Genomic DNA, 16,255 nt, shown 5'->3' with positions numbered 1-16,255 from the left:
GGCTTCGGTGCGTCTAAGGGTGTGAAGGAGTGCCATCTCAGTGGCCGATTGAGTGTTGATGCGGTGGGGCGGTGAGGATCAGTGTTCGACCTCGTGACTCGCCACCGTCGGGCGTCGCCGTGGGTTGTTGTCAAAGGTTGGCAGCACTCTCGCGCGGCGGAACTCGGTGGAGTTGCGGAGGTTTCATGGGCGGGGGCGGTGAGGTCAATCGGGTGGGGTGGTGTCGTAGGCTGTGCGGAACGACGGGGTGGCCGGGTGCGGGGAGCATGCGGGCGGCCGTGGGTTGGTGCGGGCTCGGCCGGACGGTGTGGCTCGGTGATCGGGGAAGACGGAGGATGCTCGTGCGGCGACGGTCTGTGTTGGTGAGCGCGGTGCTGTGTGGGGTGCTTGCGGTGGCGGGGTGTTCTTCCACTGAGAGTGGGAACGCGCAACCGAGTGCGACCACGGATCAAGCTGCGGCTACCGCTGCATTGTGGGATCCGTGCACGCAGATCCCCGACTCGATACTTACGAGCCTTGGGTTGGATGTGGCATCCGAGCGGTCGGGGATTCTCGGGGCAGAAGAACCAGGGTGGAAGATCTGCGGGTGGGAAGATGCCGACTTCCCTCCGAATTACGGCATCCATGTGTATTCGACGATCCACACTGTCAAAGAAGTGCGAGAAAAGCCTACAAATATCGCATTTACTGATGTCGTCGTCGCGGGACGCAGCGGCGTGCAGTACCGGCAAACCCATAACGACGCGAACGAGGAATGCTCCATCGCATTCCCGACCGAAACCGGGCTCGCACAAATCGACCTGCTGAATATCAGTACGAAGTCGAAGTCGATGCCGCCCTGCGAGCGTCTCGATCCCATTGCCGAAGCGATTGTTCCACTGTTCCCGAAGTGAACCATCTAGAAGAATAGGGGGTGCGATGGCTCCAACTGATGAGAAGTCCCGCTGGCAATACCTGAACGAGGAGGCAAAAGCTGGTCGCCTCTACCTGGATCCCTCGGTTGCGACAAGCTGCCGCGATGCGAGCAACAATCAGATAGCGCTGTTCATCCGGCTCAAGAGCGACCTGCAACCGCTATCGACGGTCACCGGCCTCGGACGGTTCACTGCCGCCGACGAACTCGCCAAGATGCTCGGCATGAAAGCCATTGGTGGAGAACGAGATTTCAACACCGCCTTCGAGGAACATATCGCGGTTCTCGAGCTCATCCGCGACACCATCGAGATCTCGGTGAACAAGTACCAAGACCAGCAAGTAGCCCAAGCGCAAGCGCTGACTACACAGGGCGCCAACCTTCCCAATGGTGGTCAATAATGTCATTCTTGGACAATGTGGTCGGCAGGGCGGTCGTCAACTCCATTCCGGGAGGTAGCACATACCTCTCGTTGAAGGACTACGCCGACGGCAGCAAGCCGACCCGTTCGACGGACGAGAGCCCCGATGCGCATATCGCACGGAATCGGTTGGCGGAGTTGAAAAACGAATTCGACGGCGCCTACCAGAAACCGCAGGTCGTCTCGTATGACGAACCGAGTCAGATGTCGGATCTGTACGAGCGGGTCTCCGCGATGTCGATGACCGATGTCAACACGCTGCACACCCGCTGGGAGACCCTGCGTAACAAGCTCGAACAGGGTTTCAAGACCTACGACGCCGAAATCGGGAAAGCGATCGGGGAGAAGTGGACCGGTAACGCGGGAGCCAGCGCCGGTGCGGGCATCAAGGACTACGTCGAGAAGTCGGGAAACCTGCTGGCGTCGGCGCAGATGATGGCTGAGAAGGTGAAGGTGGTCGAGTCGGCGATGCAGATCGCCAAGGATCGGGTTCAGCCGCACGAAGGCTCCACGCTCAGCGGGATCGCGAGCTACATCCCCGGACCCACCTGGAAGATGGACAGCCATAACGCCGATACCGCGAAATCCGAAGGGGCGGAGGTGGTCAAGGGAATCTATTACGAGGCGATCAAGATCGCGGACACCGACGTTCCACTCGTCCCCCAGCCGTACAACCCCTTGGACACCGGCTCGAAGCCTGGCGACGACGACGGCAGCAAGGGCGACACCGAGGGCACGAAGCCGACCACGCAACAGCCCACCACACAACAACCCACCACCGAACAGCCCACGACCGAACAGCCGACCACCGAGACGCCGACGACGGAGGACCCGTCCGACGACGACACCGGGGACGACACCACACCGTCGAGCACGGAGCCTGCGGCGACGACACCGCAGTCCACCGTGCCGACCACGCCGACAGGCACCACCCCCGCGTCGACGACACCGATGGGGACCGGTGGCTCTCCGGGTGGCGGTTCGCCCGGTGCTGGGACACCGGGTTCCGGCGTTCCGGGAGCGGCCGTTCCGGGCACACCGGGTGGCGCCGCTGCGGGAAAGGGCGGTGCCGGTGCGGGAGGCGCGGGTTCCGCCGGTTCGGGCCGCGGGATGTCGGGCATGGGCGGTATGGGTGCCGGTGGCGGGAAGGGCGGGAAGGGCGATGACGAGAAGGAATCCGGGACGAAGGACTATCTGATCAATCAGGAGAACGGTGAAGAACTCACGGGGCTCAGTGAGGATCAGCGGGCCAAGACGGTGCCGCCGGTGATCGGCGCATGAGCCGGGGACAGTGGCAGTTCAGTGCGCTCGGATTCACGGTGCTGTGGCGTGCGGCGGATCGCGATGTGCTCCCCTATCCGCTGCAGACGCAGGCGGACGCGGTGACCGTGGACGACTACGACCGGCTGTGGCAGGACGAGGCCCAGCGGATTCTGCCGATGTTCGACCACTCGCTGAACGCGGCGCTGCAAATTCTGCTCGAGCCGGAAGCGCGATTCGAGCTCGCAGGGTACGGCGACGGGGAGAAGTTGCGGTCGTTCGCGGCGGTGCGAGGGCAGCAGGCGGTGCTGGTGGAACAGCAGCGGGTGCCGCTCGACCACGAGGGCGGTGACATCCGGATGAGCATGCTCGAGCTCGAACAGCTGCCCGACAAGCTCCTTGCCCGGCTGCCGAAGACGGGGGCGGCAGGCGGGGACGTGTTCTCGATGAACAGCAACGACTTCGACGAGGAAGCGCCCTACGATCCGTGGGCGGCCGACCGGCGCACGCCGCAGCAGAAGGCGGATGATTTCTTCGGGCGGCCCCGGTCGACGCTGGTATACGTGGCGGGCTATCCGGGCGCCGCGACGGACAACCGGCCACAACCCGGACAGGGCTTCCATGTGATGGATTTCCCGGATGGGCGCTACCTGGTCACCGAACGAGGCTCGGTGATCGAGGCGCGACCGGGTGATACCGGCGATGCACGAGGGTCGTTGGTGCGGTTGATGAAATCGGCCATCGCGATCTATCGCGAAGACAACGAGCCCGCCTACCGATAGACACGCATCGACCCCTGCCATGAGTCGCGGCAGGGGTCGATGGTGCTACTGGGCCGGAGTTCGGTGCGCTTGTTCGACGAATTGGTTGGTGTAGGTGGCTTCGAGGTCGATGCGGTCCCGGACGGGGGCCACGTTGCGGGAGTATCGGCCCAGGATGCGGAGGACGTTCTGGGCGCCTTCGGATTTCATCAGGCCGTCGCCGTTGAACATACCGATCGAGTCGCGAATGGATTTCGCGTAGAGGGCCGGGTCGCTGCCCGCGTATTGGGACGGCATCTTCGCGGCGATCTCATCGGGGTTGTGGGTGTCGATCCATCGCAGGGTCTGAACGAAGGCGTTGGCCAGTTTCTGGACGATCTCCGGGTGGGCGGAGACGGTGTCGCACTTCATGTACAGCGAGGAGGCGGGATACAGGCCGCCGAGTGCGGCGCGGGTGCCTTCCTCGTTGCGCATGTCGGTGAGGATCTTCGCGTCACCGGACTGGACCATTTTCGCCACGGTGGGGTCGGTGGTCATGCCCGCGTCGATGCCGTCGTGGTTCATGCCCGCGATGAAGGTCTGTCCCGCACCGACTTTCACCCTTGTGTAGTCGGAGGTGCTCAGGCCCTCCTGGCCGGCCAGCGCCTGGGTGAGGAAGTCGGTCGACGAGCCGAGCGAGGTGACGCCGAGGTTGCGGCCGCGGAAGTCGGCGGGCGAGCGGATGGTGTCGGCGTCGGCGGTGGAGACCAGTTCGACTTCGCCTGGCACGTCGGCGAATTGGACCACTGTCTGTAGGCACTGGTCCTTGGCCTGGAGGTCGATGGTGTGGTCGTAGAAGCCGACCACGGCCTGGACGTCACCGGTGAGCAACGCGGTTTCTGCGCTGGCCCCGGACTGTTCGCCGAGCAGCTTCACGTCGATGTCGTTGGCCTCGAACGCGCCGAGCTGCTGGGCGAGCATCGCGGGCAGGTAGATCACCTTCTCCAGACCGCCGACCATGATGGTGATCTGGGGTCTGCCGTCGGCCATCGGGATGGACCGCGAATCGCGGCATCCGGTGGCCAGCAGCAGCGAACTGATCGCGAGCAGAGCCAGGGCGAAGGGCTTGCGGTATCTCATCGTCTACACCCCGTGACCCGACTGCGCCTGCGAGGGACGCCATTTCAGCAGGCGCCCTTCCGCGAAGCCGATGAGCGATTCCGCGATCAGGGCGACCACGGTGATGATGATCATGCCCGCGTAGATACCTGCCGCGTCGAAGGTGCCCTGGGCGTTGGAGATCAGCAGGCCCAAACCTTTACTGGCACCGGCATATTCACCGACAACCGCGCCGATCAGCGCGAACCCGAAGGCGGTGTGCAGGCTGGACAGGATCCAGGTCGTGGCGCTGGGCAGCACGATGGAGCCGAGGATCTGCCGCTTACTCGCACCCAGGATGTGGGCATTGTTGATGACATTGCCGTCGACTTCCCTCGCGCCGGTGAAGGCGTTGAAGAACACGGCGAAGAACACCAGCACCACCACGGTCGCGACCTTGGAACTCAGACCCAAGCCGAACCAGATGATGAACAGCGAGGCCAGCACGATGCGGGGCACGGCGTTGAGCGCCTTGATGAACGGGGCGAGCACGTCGGCCCAGTAGCGGCTGCGACCGAGCAGGGTGCCCAGCACGACGCCGGCGACGGTGCCGATCACGAAACCGAGCACGGCTTCCTGCACAGTCGTGAAGATCTGCAGCCAGATCGACCCGAACTGCGTTCCCTCGGTGAACCATTCGACCAGCCGATCCCAGATCAAGGAGGGCTTGGAGTAGAAGAACGGGTCGATCCAGACGCTGGCGACCAGCTCCCACGAACCCAGCCACAGCACGATCAGCGCGGCCCGCAGGCCCCACACCCGCAGCTTCGACTTGCGATTCTTCGCCTTGACCCTGGTGAGGATCTGTTCCTCGGATTCGGCTTCGACCTCCGGCGCGGTGGCCGCTGTCTTGGTCATCGTCTCAAGCGACACGGGTCGCTCCCTTCGTGCGAGCCGCCTCGACCTGATCGCGCAGCGTTTCCCAGATTTCCCTGTAGAGGTCGCGGAACTCCTCGGTGAGGCGCACCTCTTCGACATTGCGCGGACGTTCGAGGGTGACGCGGAAGTCACCGCAGACGGTCGCGGGGCTCGCGGTCATCACCACGACCCGGTCGGCCAGGGCGATGGCCTCCTCGAGGTCGTGGGTCACGAAGATCACCGCGGCGTCGGTGCCTGCCCACACGCGCAGCAGTTCGTCCTGCATGAGCTGGCGGGTCTGCACGTCGAGCGCGCTGAACGGCTCGTCCATGAGCATGATCTCGGGTTCGTTCACCAGGGTCTGGGCCAGCGCGACGCGCTTGCGCATGCCGCCGGAGAGCTGGTGCGGGTAGTAGTCCTCGAACCCGGCCAGCCCGACGATGCGCACCCATTCGGCGGCCTTGGCCTTCGCCTGCGCCTTCGACACGCCACGGAAGCGCGGGCCGAGCGCGACATTGTCGAGCACGCTGCGCCACGGCAGCACGGCATCCTGCTGGAACATGTAGCCGATGCCCTCGGGGATGCCGTCGACATCCTTGCCGCGCACCAGCGTGCGCCCCGCCGAGGTGGGCTCGAGGCCCGACACCAGCGAGAGGGTGGTGGACTTGCCACAGCCGGTCGGACCGACCACCGCGACGAATTCGCCGGGGGCAACGGTGAAGTCGATGTTCTTCACCGCGGTGTGGATGCCACCGTCGGTTCCGGGAAAGCGCTTCGTCGCGCCCCGGAGTTCGATGAGTGGATTGCTCATTGCTGCTCCTGTGTCCGGCGCCGCCTTGGTGTGATGTGCGGCCGCTATCGCACGGTAAGTGTTGTGGGTCACAGGGCGCGCGCTTGTGCGCACAACCTGCGCAAGCGGCGATACGGATGTTGTGCGCATTGTGCTCATGGCCACCGGGGGTGCCTACACTGAGCCGGTGAGGCTGTTCCCCCGTGGTGTCCGGCTACGGACGCAGATCGTGTTGCTGCAGGTCGCGCTGGTGGCGTTGATCCTGGGGCTGGCGTTCGGGGTGTTCGCCTACCTGAGCGATCAGCGGTTGTCGGCCGAGTACGGGCAGCGGGCTCTGGCCATCGCGCGCACCGTCGCCAGTGATCCGGTGGTGCGCGAGGAGGTCGCCCGGTACGCGGCGCTGGAGCCGGGGCCGCTGCTCCGCGCGGAGCTCGCGAGTGGGGAACTGGAGCAGACGGCCGAGGCGGCGCGGCTGCGGACCGGGGCACTGTTCGTGGTGATCACCGATGACGCGGGATTGCGGTTGGCGCATCCGGACCCGGCGCGGCTGGGTGCGCGGGTGAGCACGGATCCCTCGGAGGCATTGGCAGGGCGTGAGGTGGTGATTCGCGAGCACGGCACACTCGGCGACTCGGTGCGGGCGAAAGTGCCGGTGCGCGAGCCCGGTTCGGATCGGGTGGTGGGCGAGGTGAGCGTCGGGATCTCTACCGAGGCGGTGAGCGATCAGCTGGTGAGCGACCTGCGCCGGGCCGCCGTCCTGGTGATGGGCGCGCTGTTCGCGGGGATCGCGGGGTCGGTGTTGCTGGCGCGGCGGTGGCACGGGTTGACCCTGGGCCTGCAGCCCGCCGAGCTGGCCGAATTGGTGCGCGAACAGGATGTGGTGCTGCACGGGATCGGCGTGGGGGTGGTCGCGGTCGATGCCAGGTGGCGCACGACGGTGATCAATGACGAGGCGCGCGCCCTACTCGGAATCGACGGGGAGAGTGGACGTTCGGTGGATTCGATCGGTCTCACGCCGCGCGTGCTCGAGGCATTTCGCAGCGCCGACGGGCAGCCGGTGCAGGCGGCGGTCGGTGATCGGATCGTCGTGGTCACCGCCAGGACGGTCACCCGTGAGGGGCGTGCGCTGGGGGCGGTGCTCGATGTGCGCGATCGGACCGATGTGGAGTCGCTGACCCGGCAGCTGGACGCGGTGCGGTCGATGAGCACGGTGTTGCGGGCGCAGCGGCACGAGTTCGCCAACAGGTTGCATCTGCTCAGTGGGTTGCTGCACGGCGATCGGCCCAGCGAGGCCGCGAAGTACATCGACGAGCTGCTCGGGTCGGGGCCGCTCGGTGCCGCCATGCCGGGGATCGATGCGGTGCGCGATCCGTATCTGCACGCGTTTCTCGCCGCCAAGGCCGCTCATGCCAGGGAGAACGGGGTGTCGTTGCGGCTGGGGCCGAGCACCTGGGTGGACGCGAAACTTGTTGCGCCGGTGGATGTGACGACAGTGCTGGGCAATCTGCTCGACAATGCCATCGATGCCGTGCGCGTCGTCGACCCTGCCGCCACGGGGTCGGGCGGGCCCGCCGAGTTCGACGCACGCATCCGCGATGATTCCGTGGCGAACGAGACCGGCGCGCAGGCCCGCGCACTCGTCGAGGTCGAGTTGGTGCAGGAGGGATCAACGCTGCACATCACCGTCGCCGACAGCGGTCCGGGAATCGGACCGGAACTGGTGGATTCGCTGTTCGCCGACGGGGTTTCGACGAAACACGGTGGCGGGGTGCCCGGAGGTCGCGGGGTGGGGCTGGCGTTGTCGCGGCAGGTCGCGCGGGCGCTCGGTGGCGATGTGTGGTTGGCCTCGGCCGCCGGCGCCGGTGGACAACTGAGCGGGGCGGAGTTCATCGCGCGCCTACCCGGCGTGCTCAACGAGGGAGAAGTGTCGTGAACCGGCCCGACTACACCGTGCTCGTGGTCGATGACGACTTCCGGGTGGCGAACATGCATGCCGGAATCGTCGGCGCGCTACCCGGATTCGCCGTCGGCGCGGTCGTCAACACCGTTGCCGCCGCCCGTCAGGCACTCGCCACGAGCGCCATCGATCTCGCCTTGGTCGACGTCTATCTGCCGGATGGGTCGGGCATCGACCTGGTGCGCGAATTGCACTGCGACGCCATGATGCTCACCGCTGCCGCCGAATCGGCCACGGTCCGCGCCGCCTCGGCGGCGGGAGCGCTGGCGTATCTGGTGAAACCGTTCGATCACACCGTCCTCGCCGCCCGCCTGGCCGGCTACGCCCGTTACCGCAGAATCCTCGCCGTCCCCGAGGTGAGCGCACGCGAGGTCGACGCGGCGCTCGACGCGCTGCGGCCCACCCCGGCCACCCCGGACCGGGGCTCTGCCACCGCGTCCCCCACCAGGGAACTCGTACTCCGGGCGGTGCACGGCGCCACTGCCCCGATGTCGGCGGGTGAGGTCGCCACCGCGATCGGAATCTCGCGGGCCACCGCCCAGCGCTACCTCGCCGCCCTCGTCACCACCGGCGATCTACGCATGCAACTCCGCTACGGCACCACCGGCCGCCCCGAACAGGAATACTCCCCGGTCCGCCGCACGCCCTGAGCGACGCGACCCGCGCCGACGACCCGCTGCGTGCCGAGAGACCCGGCGGCACAAAATCAGTCGACCCGGCGGTTACCCGGCAACTAGCGTTGATCCTCGCCGTCACACCGTCGTCGAAAGGTCACGCCGTGCTCGAAGCCGAAGCGATTGCCGCCAACCGCGCGAATTGGGACGACCGGGCCGACGTGCACGCGCGCTCGCGGATGTACGACGTCGACGCCTTTCTGGCCGACCCGGACGACATTTCCTCGGTGGTGCGCAACGATCTCGCGGTCCTGGCCCCGCACCTACCGGAATCCGGGATCCGGGGGCGATCCCTGCTGCATCTGCAGTGTCACATCGGGACCGACACCGTGTCCTGGGCGCGGTTGGGCGCGATCGAGGTACACGGACTGGATCTGTCACCGAACTCGCTGCGGCACGCCGCGCGGATCGCCGCGGCCGACGGTCGCGAGATCACCTGGGTCGAAGGCGACGCGCGGTTCGCCTCCTCGCTGCTCGATCGGCGCTTCGAAACCATCGTGACCAGCGCGGGAACCATCGTCTGGCTGCCGGAGCTCACCGCGTGGGCGCGGTCGATCCATGACCTGCTCGAGCCGGGCGGGGTGTTCGTGATCCGCGACGACCATCCGATTCTGGGTGCGATGCAGTTCGAACCGTGGGAGATCGACGACGACTATCTCGGCGGTGGCGGTGCTCGCAGCTACTCGGACTCGGGGACCTACACCGAGGAATCCGAGGGGCAGATCGCGCACACCACCAATCACGAGTGGCGCCACGACCTGGGCGAGATCGTCGGAGCGCTGCTCGGAGCCGGGCTCGTCATCGAGGCGCTGACCGAGCTGCCCACGATGGACTGGCCCGCGTTCGCCGATCTCGTGCCCTGCGAGCAGGGGTGGACATTGCCCGACGGCGCACCGCGCATCCCGTTGAATTTCGCCGTCGTCGCCCGGCGGCCCGGCCACTAGACACCGTCGAGCCGCGCAGTTTCGGGCATCCTCGCCGAGGGCATGCAGGATCGCCCGGGTCTTCTCGTCGCGGGCTGTCACGCCCTGCTCGTACTTCTGCGCGCCGTTGCCGTAGGCGGCGTCGACTTGCTGGACCACCATGCCCATGGCCGACTTGTCCGGTGAGTCGATTGCGGTCCGCCGCGGCGCTGCCCTGGGAGAAGTCGGTGGGCAGCAGCGAGGACGAGGAGGAGGCGAGCACGACATCGTCAGCGGTGGGCGGCGGCCAGCTACTCTCCTGCCGATCGGAATCCCGAGCAGTCCGTTCGGCAGCGAGGGTACGCAACGCCCGAGGTGGACAACGCCCGACACGCGGCGGGCGCTATCCGGCTCTGGTCAGCGTGATTGCAGCCAGCCGCCGATCCGCTGGGCGATGGCGTCGGGGGTGAGGCCGAGTTCTTCGAGGATCTCGTTGCGGGAGGCGTGGTCCAGGAACTGCTGGGGCACACCGAGATCGCGGGTGGGGACGTCCAGGCCCGCGTCGCGCAGGCGGGCGGAGACGGTGGAGCCGATGCCGCCGTGCAAGCCGCCGTCTTCGACGGTGACCACGAGGCGGTAGTTCTCCGCGAGCTTGACCAAGGTGTCCGACACCGGGATGACCCAGCGCGGGTCGACGACGGTGACCGAAATGCCTCGAGGTTCGAGGAGTTCGGCGACCTTCATCGCGGTGTCGGCGAAGGGGCCGACGGCGACGATCAGGACGTCACCGTGCTGGGACTGGGCGGAGCCCGCACCGGGCACGGCCAGTCGCAGCACATCCAGCCCGTCGAGACGTTCGACCGCCGTGATGTCCTCGGCGACACTGCCCTTCGGGAACCGCAGCACGGTCGGACCGTCGGAGACGGCGAGCGCTTCGGCCAGTTCCTCCCGCAGCGTGGCACCGTCGCGCGGGGCCGCGACCCGGATACCGGGGATGATGCCCAGCAGCGAGAAGTCCCACATGCCGTTGTGGCTGGCGCCGTCGGGGCCGGTGACACCCGCGCGATCCAGCACGACCGTGACGGGCTGCTTCAGCAATGCCACGTCCATCAGGAGCTGGTCGAACGCACGGTTGAGGAAGGTGGCGTAGATGGCGACCACGGGGTGCATGCCACCCAGCGCCAGACCGGCGGCCGAGGCCATGCCGTGCTGTTCGGCGATGCCGACGTCGAACATGCGCTCGGGGAAGCGTTCACCGAACGCGGCCAGGCCGGTGGGGCCCGGCATGGCGGCGGTGATGGCGACGATGTCGTCGCGGCGCGCACCGTGTTCGATGAGCTCCTCGGAGAACACCGCGGTCCAGCCCTTAGCCTTCTTGCCCGCCAGCGGGCGGCCGGTGAGCGGGTCGATCGGGTCGCAGGCGTGCATCTGGTCGGCGACGTGGTTCTCGGCGTGCTCGTAACCGTTGCCCTTGCGGGTGACCACGTGCACGACCACCGGACCACCGAAGTCCTTGGCACGCCGCATCGCCGCCTCGAGCGCGACGAGATCGTGGCCGTCGACCGGGCCGACGTACTTCATGCCCAGATCGGAGAACAGTTCCTGCGGGCTCACCGCGTCTTTGATCCCGGCCTTGAGGGCGTGAACCATCGAGTACGCCGAATCACCCACGGCGGGAATGCTTTTCAGGATGCGTTTCCCGGCGTCGAGCGCGTGCTCGTAGGCGGGCTGGGTGCGCAGGGCGGTCAGGCGGTCGGCGAGTCCGCCGATCGTGGGGGCATAGGAACGGCCGTTGTCGTTGACCACCACCACCACCGGGCGATCGGGCGCACCCGCGATGTTGTTGAGCGCCTCCCAGCACATGCCGCCGGTGAGCGCGCCGTCGCCGACGATCGCGACCGGGGTGCGGTCCTGGTCGGTGAGCGCGAACGCCTTCGCGAGGCCGTCGACGTAGGACAGCGCGGCTGACGCGTGTGAGGACTCGACCCAGTCGTGTTCGCTCTCGGCGCGGCTCGGGTAGCCCGACAGACCGTCGCGGCTGCGTAGCGAGTCGAAGCGATCCTTGCGACCGGTGAGGATCTTGTGCACATACGCCTGGTGGCCGGTGTCGAAGATCAACGGATCGGCGGGCGAATCGAAAATCCGGTGTAAGGCGATGGTCAGCTCGACCACCCCGAGATTGGGGCCGAGATGGCCTCCGGTGGCGGCGACCTTCTGCACCAGGAACTCGCGGATCTCGTCCGCCAGTTCCCGCAGCTGCGGCACGCTCAGCCGGCGCAGATCTTCGGGTGAATCCACCCGCGACAGCACTCCCACCTGAACTCGCTCCCTCCGGACTACATTGTGATCAGCCCAGTGTATTTGCCCGCGTGACGGGCACAGGCTCGCGGGCCCTTCCCAGCACGGGCACGGCGAGCTCTACGGTCGCGACGACGATACCGCCGCAGGCCCGGTGAACAGGACGCGCGGGCGGAAATCGGGTTCGACCAAGGCTTACCTCACCGAGTTCTGGGCTGTGAGGACAATCTCCCCCGCGCGTCCAGGACCGGGCCATCGACGCCGCGACCTACAGTGACGCTGTGACTCGACCGCACGGCGCGACGCGCACGATCGACCCTGGTGTGGTGGCGGGCATGCTCGACGAGGTGTACGCGGTCTGTCGCGACGACACCTCCGGCGCACCCGCCGACTACATCCCCGAGCTCGCCGCCGTGGCACCGGATTCGTTCGGACTGTGCCTGGCGACCGCCGACGGACTCGTCTATCAGGTCGGCGACACCGACATCGGGTTCACCATCCAGTCCATCTCCAAGCCGTTCACCTACGCGCTGGCGCTGGCCGATCGCGGACTCGACGAGGTGGCCGAGCACATCGATGTGGAGCCGTCGGGTGAACCGTTCAACGAGATCAGCCTCGAACCCGACACCCAGCGCCCGAGCAATCCGATGATCAACTCCGGGGCCATCACCGCGGCCTCGCTGATCGACGGCCGCGACGCCGCCGACAAGTTCGAGCGGGTCCGTCGCTGCTACTCCCGCTTCGCCGGGCGCGAGTTGACGATGAACGAGGCGGTCTACGAATCCGAAGCCCGCACGGGGTACCGCAATCGGGCGATCGGGTACATGTTGCGCTCGGTCGGCATCATCGACGTCGATCCGGACGACGTGGTCGACCGGTACTTCCGGCAGTGCTCGATCGAGATCACCTGCGCCGATCTGGCGGTGATGGCGGCGACCCTGGCCGACAACGGGGTCAATCCGAAGACACACGAACGGGCGCTGTCGACCTCGCTCACCGAACGGGTGCTCAGCGTGATGACCACCTGCGGCATGTACAACGCCGCCGGTGACTGGGTGACCACGGTCGGGCTGCCCGCCAAGAGCGGGGTCGGCGGCGGGATCATCGCGGTGCTGCCCGGTCAGCTCGGGATCTCGGTGTATTCACCGAGGCTGGACGGGCAGGGCAACAGCGTGCGCGGGGTGGCGGCGTGCCGGGAGCTGTCGCGGCGGCTCGAACTGCACTTCTGTCACGTGACCCGATCGGCGCGCACCGCGATCCGCGCCGACTACTCGGTCGCGCAGCTGCCGTCGCGACTGCGCCGCACCCCCGAGGAGGCCGAGGTGCTGGCCGCCCATGGTGACCGTGCGCGGGTCTACGAGCTGCACGGCGACCTGTTGTTCGCCGGTGCCGAGCGGGCGGTGCGCGCGATCGAGGGCAACGCCGACGAGCTCGACGCGCTGGTGATCGACCTGCGCCGGGTCGGCGAGGTGAGCCAGGTGGCCCGCGGGATGGTCGAGCAGTTGCAGACCGAGCTGGTGCGCCGGGGCAGCCGGGTGGCGCTGGTCGATCCCGATGCCAAGCTCGGTCACGAGGTGTCGAGTCTGGATCCCGACGATCCGCGCGGGCGGGTGTTCGTCGACCGCGACACCGCGACCGAATGGTGTGAGGACATCGTGCTCGACCGGCATCGACCGCCGGGAACGCGCGCCGCCACGTCGATCGACCTCCACGAGCATCCGCTGCTGGTGGGGCTCGCCGCCGCCGACCGGGACCGGCTGTGCGCGGATTTCGTCGCCCGCACCTTCGCCCGCGGCGAGGTGATCGCCGAGCGCGGCGAGCCACGGTCCGGGCTGTATCTGATTCTCGCCGGGCGGGTGCGAGCCACGTTCGCGGGCACCGACGGGCGGGTGCACCGGTTGGTGACGTTGTCGTCGGGGATGTCGTTCGGCGAGATCCCGATGCTGACCGGCGAGAAGTTCGTCAACGACATCGTCGCCGAGACCGGGCTGCGGGTGGCGGTGATGAGCGCGGCCGTGTTCGACGAGCTCGCCGAGCAGCACCCGCAGCTGAAACTCGCCCTGCTGCAACGGCTCGCGGCCGGGGCATACGCGCAGATGGAAGCCACCGTCCGAACCATCTCGGGCAACGCCGAGAACTACTGACCGCCGGGCGGAACTCGGTCCTTACGCGAGACGTTGAGCAGCACAGCAGCCTTCGACCGACAGGAGTACCGCGGTGAGCAAGAAGTCCTGGCAGGCGAGCACGACCACCTTCGGGCGCGGCGTGGTGCGCGCGGTCCCCGACCTGATCCGGTTGACGTTGTCGGTGGAATCGCGCGCCGACACCGTCGCCGGGGCCTACGGGCGGGCCGGCGACCGGGTGAGCGCGGTCGTCGCAGCGCTGCGAACCGCCGGAGTGAGTGACGCGGACATGGCCACCAGTGGCCTGAGCGTGCGCACCGAAACCGTCTACACCGACAACGGGCGCAACGAGATCGCCGGATACCTGGCCTCCACCGGCCTCAGTGTGTCGCTGCGCGAAGGCACCGGCATCGACCCCGCCGAAACGGTCGCCGCCGCGGTGAACGCGGGCGGCGACGATGTCCGCCTCGGCGGCCTCACCCGAGGCATCGCCGACCCGGACCCCCTGCTCGAGCAAGCCCGCGACGCGGCCTACGACGACGCGAAGGCGAAAGCCGAGCAGTACGCGACCCGCGCCGGAGTGAGCCTGGGCGCTGTCCTCCAGATCACCGAGGACACCTCACCTCCGAGCTCCCGCGCCTACGACATCAGCGCGGAAATGGACTCCTCCCCCATGCTGATGGCCCGAGCCAGCTCCCCGGTTCCCGTGGTCCCCGGCGAAACCGAAGTCGGAGCAAGCGTCCGCGTCACCTGGGCCCTCGACTGACGCGGCCGGTCTGCTCCGGCTGGGCGAGCAGCGCTTCGACGGCGCGTTCGGCACTCTGGACGGCGCTTTCCATCGTGGCGCACCAGTCCGTGCGGGTCCAGTCGCCGGCCAGCATCAGGTTCGGGACCGAGGTGCGCTGGTCGGGGCGCAGGTTGTCGGTACCGAGAACCTGGGAAAAGGTCGCCTTCGGCATCTTCACCACATGGCCGGTGACGACCTGAGCGTCGGCGGCTTCCGGGTAGTAGCGGCGGATCAGATCCATTTGCTCGGCGACGATCTCGCTGTTGCTCTTGTGGATCTGCTCGTAGGCGCCGCTGGTGGTCAGGCAGTACAGCCAGGTGCCGTCGGGCGCGCGCCGGTGCATGCGCTGCCGGTCGAAGACCTGATCGATCACTCCGGTGCCGCCGATCAGCGCCTCCATGGCCGACTTGGTTTTCAGCGGCCGGTCCAGATACAGGTTCGTGCTCACGATCGGGGTGAAACCCAGTTTGTCTGCGGCAGCGTATATTTCGGCGTGTTCGGGCAGGTCGTCGAGGAGCCCGCTGATACTCGAGTTCGGGACCGCGCAGATCACCGCATCGGCCTCGACCACCGAGCCGTCCGCCAGCTGCACCCCGGTCGCTTCACCGTCGACGATGACGATCTTGCGGGCCACCGCCCGGTAGCGCACGTCGACCCCGTGACGTTCGAAGACCTTCTCGGCACCGGTGATGTAGAGAGTGTCCAGATCCACGGTGGGGTAGCCGATGGTCACACCCTTCCGGGTCCGCATCCCGATCCGGACCCCGGTGGCCAGCACATCGGCGAACACCTTCGCCGACTCCCTGTCCACCGGTTCCGCGGCGATGCCGAGCGCGAGCCAATCCCACAGGGCTTCCCGCGCTTTCGGCGGCATGGCCAGGCGCCGGAACCACTCGTCGGTGGTGATGTCGGCGAGGTAGGCCGGCTGCCACAGCGCCTGCCGCACCAACGTCAGCGCGGAACGCAGCGCGCGCAGCCGCTCCAGCGGTCCCGCGTCGGGATGCGCACCCATCAGCGTGCGCACGGCTCCGAAACCTTTGGTGTGCAACATGACTGCGCGACCGCCCGGCCAGCGCAGGCTCCCGGCCCCGGGGAACTCCACGTGTTGCAGCGTGCCCACGCTCTCCAGATACCGCCACAGGCTCCGGTACCCACTGGCCACCACGTGCTGGCCGTTGTCGGCGAGGTCGTCCACCTCGGCAACCCGCATCGCCTGCGTGCGGCCGCCGAGCCGACCTCGCCGCTCCAGCAGGGTCACCTGTTCACCGGCTTCCGCCAGCCACACGGCGGCGGCCAGCCCGGCCAGCCCACCCCCGATGACAACGAACCGGCGTGAGTCGTTCACGTCCACCATTGAGACAATGTAGCGCGAAC

General features: G+C 67.5%; 14 protein-coding genes. 9 read left to right on the top strand and 5 right to left on the bottom strand.

The annotated features are described in order from the left end of the window. Window positions 1-362 precede the first annotated feature (362 nt). The 4 genes from ACWF99_RS07500 to ACWF99_RS07485 are packed head-to-tail and all read left to right on the top strand — an operon-like array spanning window position 363 to window position 3,376. Window positions 363-893, top strand: a complete 531-nt coding sequence (locus tag ACWF99_RS07500; protein WP_452535367.1) for a DUF3558 domain-containing protein — start codon at window positions 363-365, stop codon at window positions 891-893. Window positions 894-918: 25 nt separating this feature from the next. Beyond that, window positions 919-1,314 carry a hypothetical protein gene (locus ACWF99_RS07495; protein ID WP_452535366.1) on the top strand — a complete coding sequence of 132 codons (396 nt, stop codon included), beginning with the start codon at window positions 919-921 and terminating at the stop codon, window positions 1,312-1,314. Continuing rightward, window positions 1,314-2,615 carry a hypothetical protein gene (locus ACWF99_RS07490; protein WP_452535365.1) on the top strand — a complete coding sequence of 434 codons (1,302 nt, stop codon included), beginning with the start codon at window positions 1,314-1,316 and terminating at the stop codon, window positions 2,613-2,615. Before ACWF99_RS07495 ends, ACWF99_RS07490 begins: the two co-directional genes overlap by 1 nt. Next, window positions 2,612-3,376 carry an ESX secretion-associated protein EspG gene (locus ACWF99_RS07485; RefSeq protein WP_452535363.1) on the top strand — a complete coding sequence of 255 codons (765 nt, stop codon included), beginning with the start codon at window positions 2,612-2,614 and terminating at the stop codon, window positions 3,374-3,376. Before ACWF99_RS07490 ends, ACWF99_RS07485 begins: the two co-directional genes overlap by 4 nt. A 45-nt stretch (window positions 3,377-3,421) precedes the next feature. Here ACWF99_RS07485 and ACWF99_RS07480 read toward each other — a convergent pair whose 3' ends face one another. From ACWF99_RS07480 to ACWF99_RS07470, 3 genes are read right to left on the bottom strand one after another with little or no spacing between them, the layout of a single operon-like run. Beyond that, window positions 3,422-4,474 (bottom strand): ABC transporter substrate-binding protein, encoded by a 1,053-nt coding sequence (locus ACWF99_RS07480; RefSeq protein WP_452535361.1) that lies wholly within the window; start codon window positions 4,472-4,474, stop codon window positions 3,422-3,424. Between the two features lie 3 nt (window positions 4,475-4,477). Beyond that, the gene (locus ACWF99_RS07475) at window positions 4,478-5,365 is read right to left on the bottom strand and encodes an ABC transporter permease (RefSeq protein WP_452535360.1); all 888 of its coding nucleotides are present in this window, start codon (window positions 5,363-5,365) and stop codon (window positions 4,478-4,480) included. After that, window positions 5,355-6,161 (bottom strand): ABC transporter ATP-binding protein, encoded by an 807-nt coding sequence (locus ACWF99_RS07470; protein WP_378658260.1) that lies wholly within the window; start codon window positions 6,159-6,161, stop codon window positions 5,355-5,357. Before ACWF99_RS07470 ends, ACWF99_RS07475 begins: the two co-directional genes overlap by 11 nt. A 136-nt stretch (window positions 6,162-6,297) precedes the next feature. Here ACWF99_RS07470 and ACWF99_RS07465 point away from each other — a divergent pair, with 136 nt between their 5' ends. The 3 genes from ACWF99_RS07465 (at window position 6,298) to ACWF99_RS07455 (ending at window position 9,715) form a co-directional block, all read left to right on the top strand. Next, window positions 6,298-8,073 carry an ATP-binding protein gene (locus tag ACWF99_RS07465; RefSeq protein WP_452535359.1) on the top strand — a complete coding sequence of 592 codons (1,776 nt, stop codon included), beginning with the start codon at window positions 6,298-6,300 and terminating at the stop codon, window positions 8,071-8,073. Beyond that, complete coding sequence (locus ACWF99_RS07460) at window positions 8,070-8,747, top strand: response regulator (protein ID WP_452535358.1); 678 nt, start codon at window positions 8,070-8,072, stop codon at window positions 8,745-8,747. The genes ACWF99_RS07465 and ACWF99_RS07460 overlap by 4 nt, the downstream gene beginning before the upstream one ends. A 128-nt stretch (window positions 8,748-8,875) precedes the next feature. Continuing rightward, window positions 8,876-9,715, top strand: coding sequence for a class I SAM-dependent methyltransferase (locus ACWF99_RS07455; RefSeq protein ID WP_452535356.1), 840 nt, complete (start codon window positions 8,876-8,878; stop codon window positions 9,713-9,715). Between the two features lie 375 nt (window positions 9,716-10,090). On the opposite strand, the gene dxs is transcribed toward ACWF99_RS07455, so the two are convergent. Continuing rightward, on the bottom strand, window positions 10,091-11,989 hold the full coding sequence (dxs, locus tag ACWF99_RS07450) for a 1-deoxy-D-xylulose-5-phosphate synthase (RefSeq protein WP_378658250.1): 1,899 nt from the start codon (window positions 11,987-11,989) through the stop codon (window positions 10,091-10,093). A 317-nt stretch (window positions 11,990-12,306) separates the two neighbouring features. On the opposite strand from dxs, the gene glsA reads away from it, so the two are divergent. Next, window positions 12,307-14,115, top strand: coding sequence for a glutaminase A (gene glsA / locus ACWF99_RS07445; RefSeq protein ID WP_378628283.1), 1,809 nt, complete (start codon window positions 12,307-12,309; stop codon window positions 14,113-14,115). Between the two features lie 73 nt (window positions 14,116-14,188). Continuing rightward, window positions 14,189-14,860 (top strand): SIMPL domain-containing protein, encoded by a 672-nt coding sequence (locus ACWF99_RS07440; protein WP_452535354.1) that lies wholly within the window; start codon window positions 14,189-14,191, stop codon window positions 14,858-14,860. On the opposite strand, the gene hpnE is transcribed toward ACWF99_RS07440, so the two are convergent. Next, window positions 14,841-16,235, bottom strand: coding sequence for a hydroxysqualene dehydroxylase HpnE (gene hpnE, locus ACWF99_RS07435; protein WP_452535352.1), 1,395 nt, complete (start codon window positions 16,233-16,235; stop codon window positions 14,841-14,843). The genes ACWF99_RS07440 and hpnE overlap by 20 nt on opposite strands. Window positions 16,236-16,255: the final 20 nt, after the last annotated feature.

The sequence above is a fragment of the Nocardia sp. NPDC055002 genome, assembly GCF_053608825.1.
Note: the sequence above shows the minus strand (reverse complement) of the source record. Positions and strands in the feature narration are given on the sequence as shown.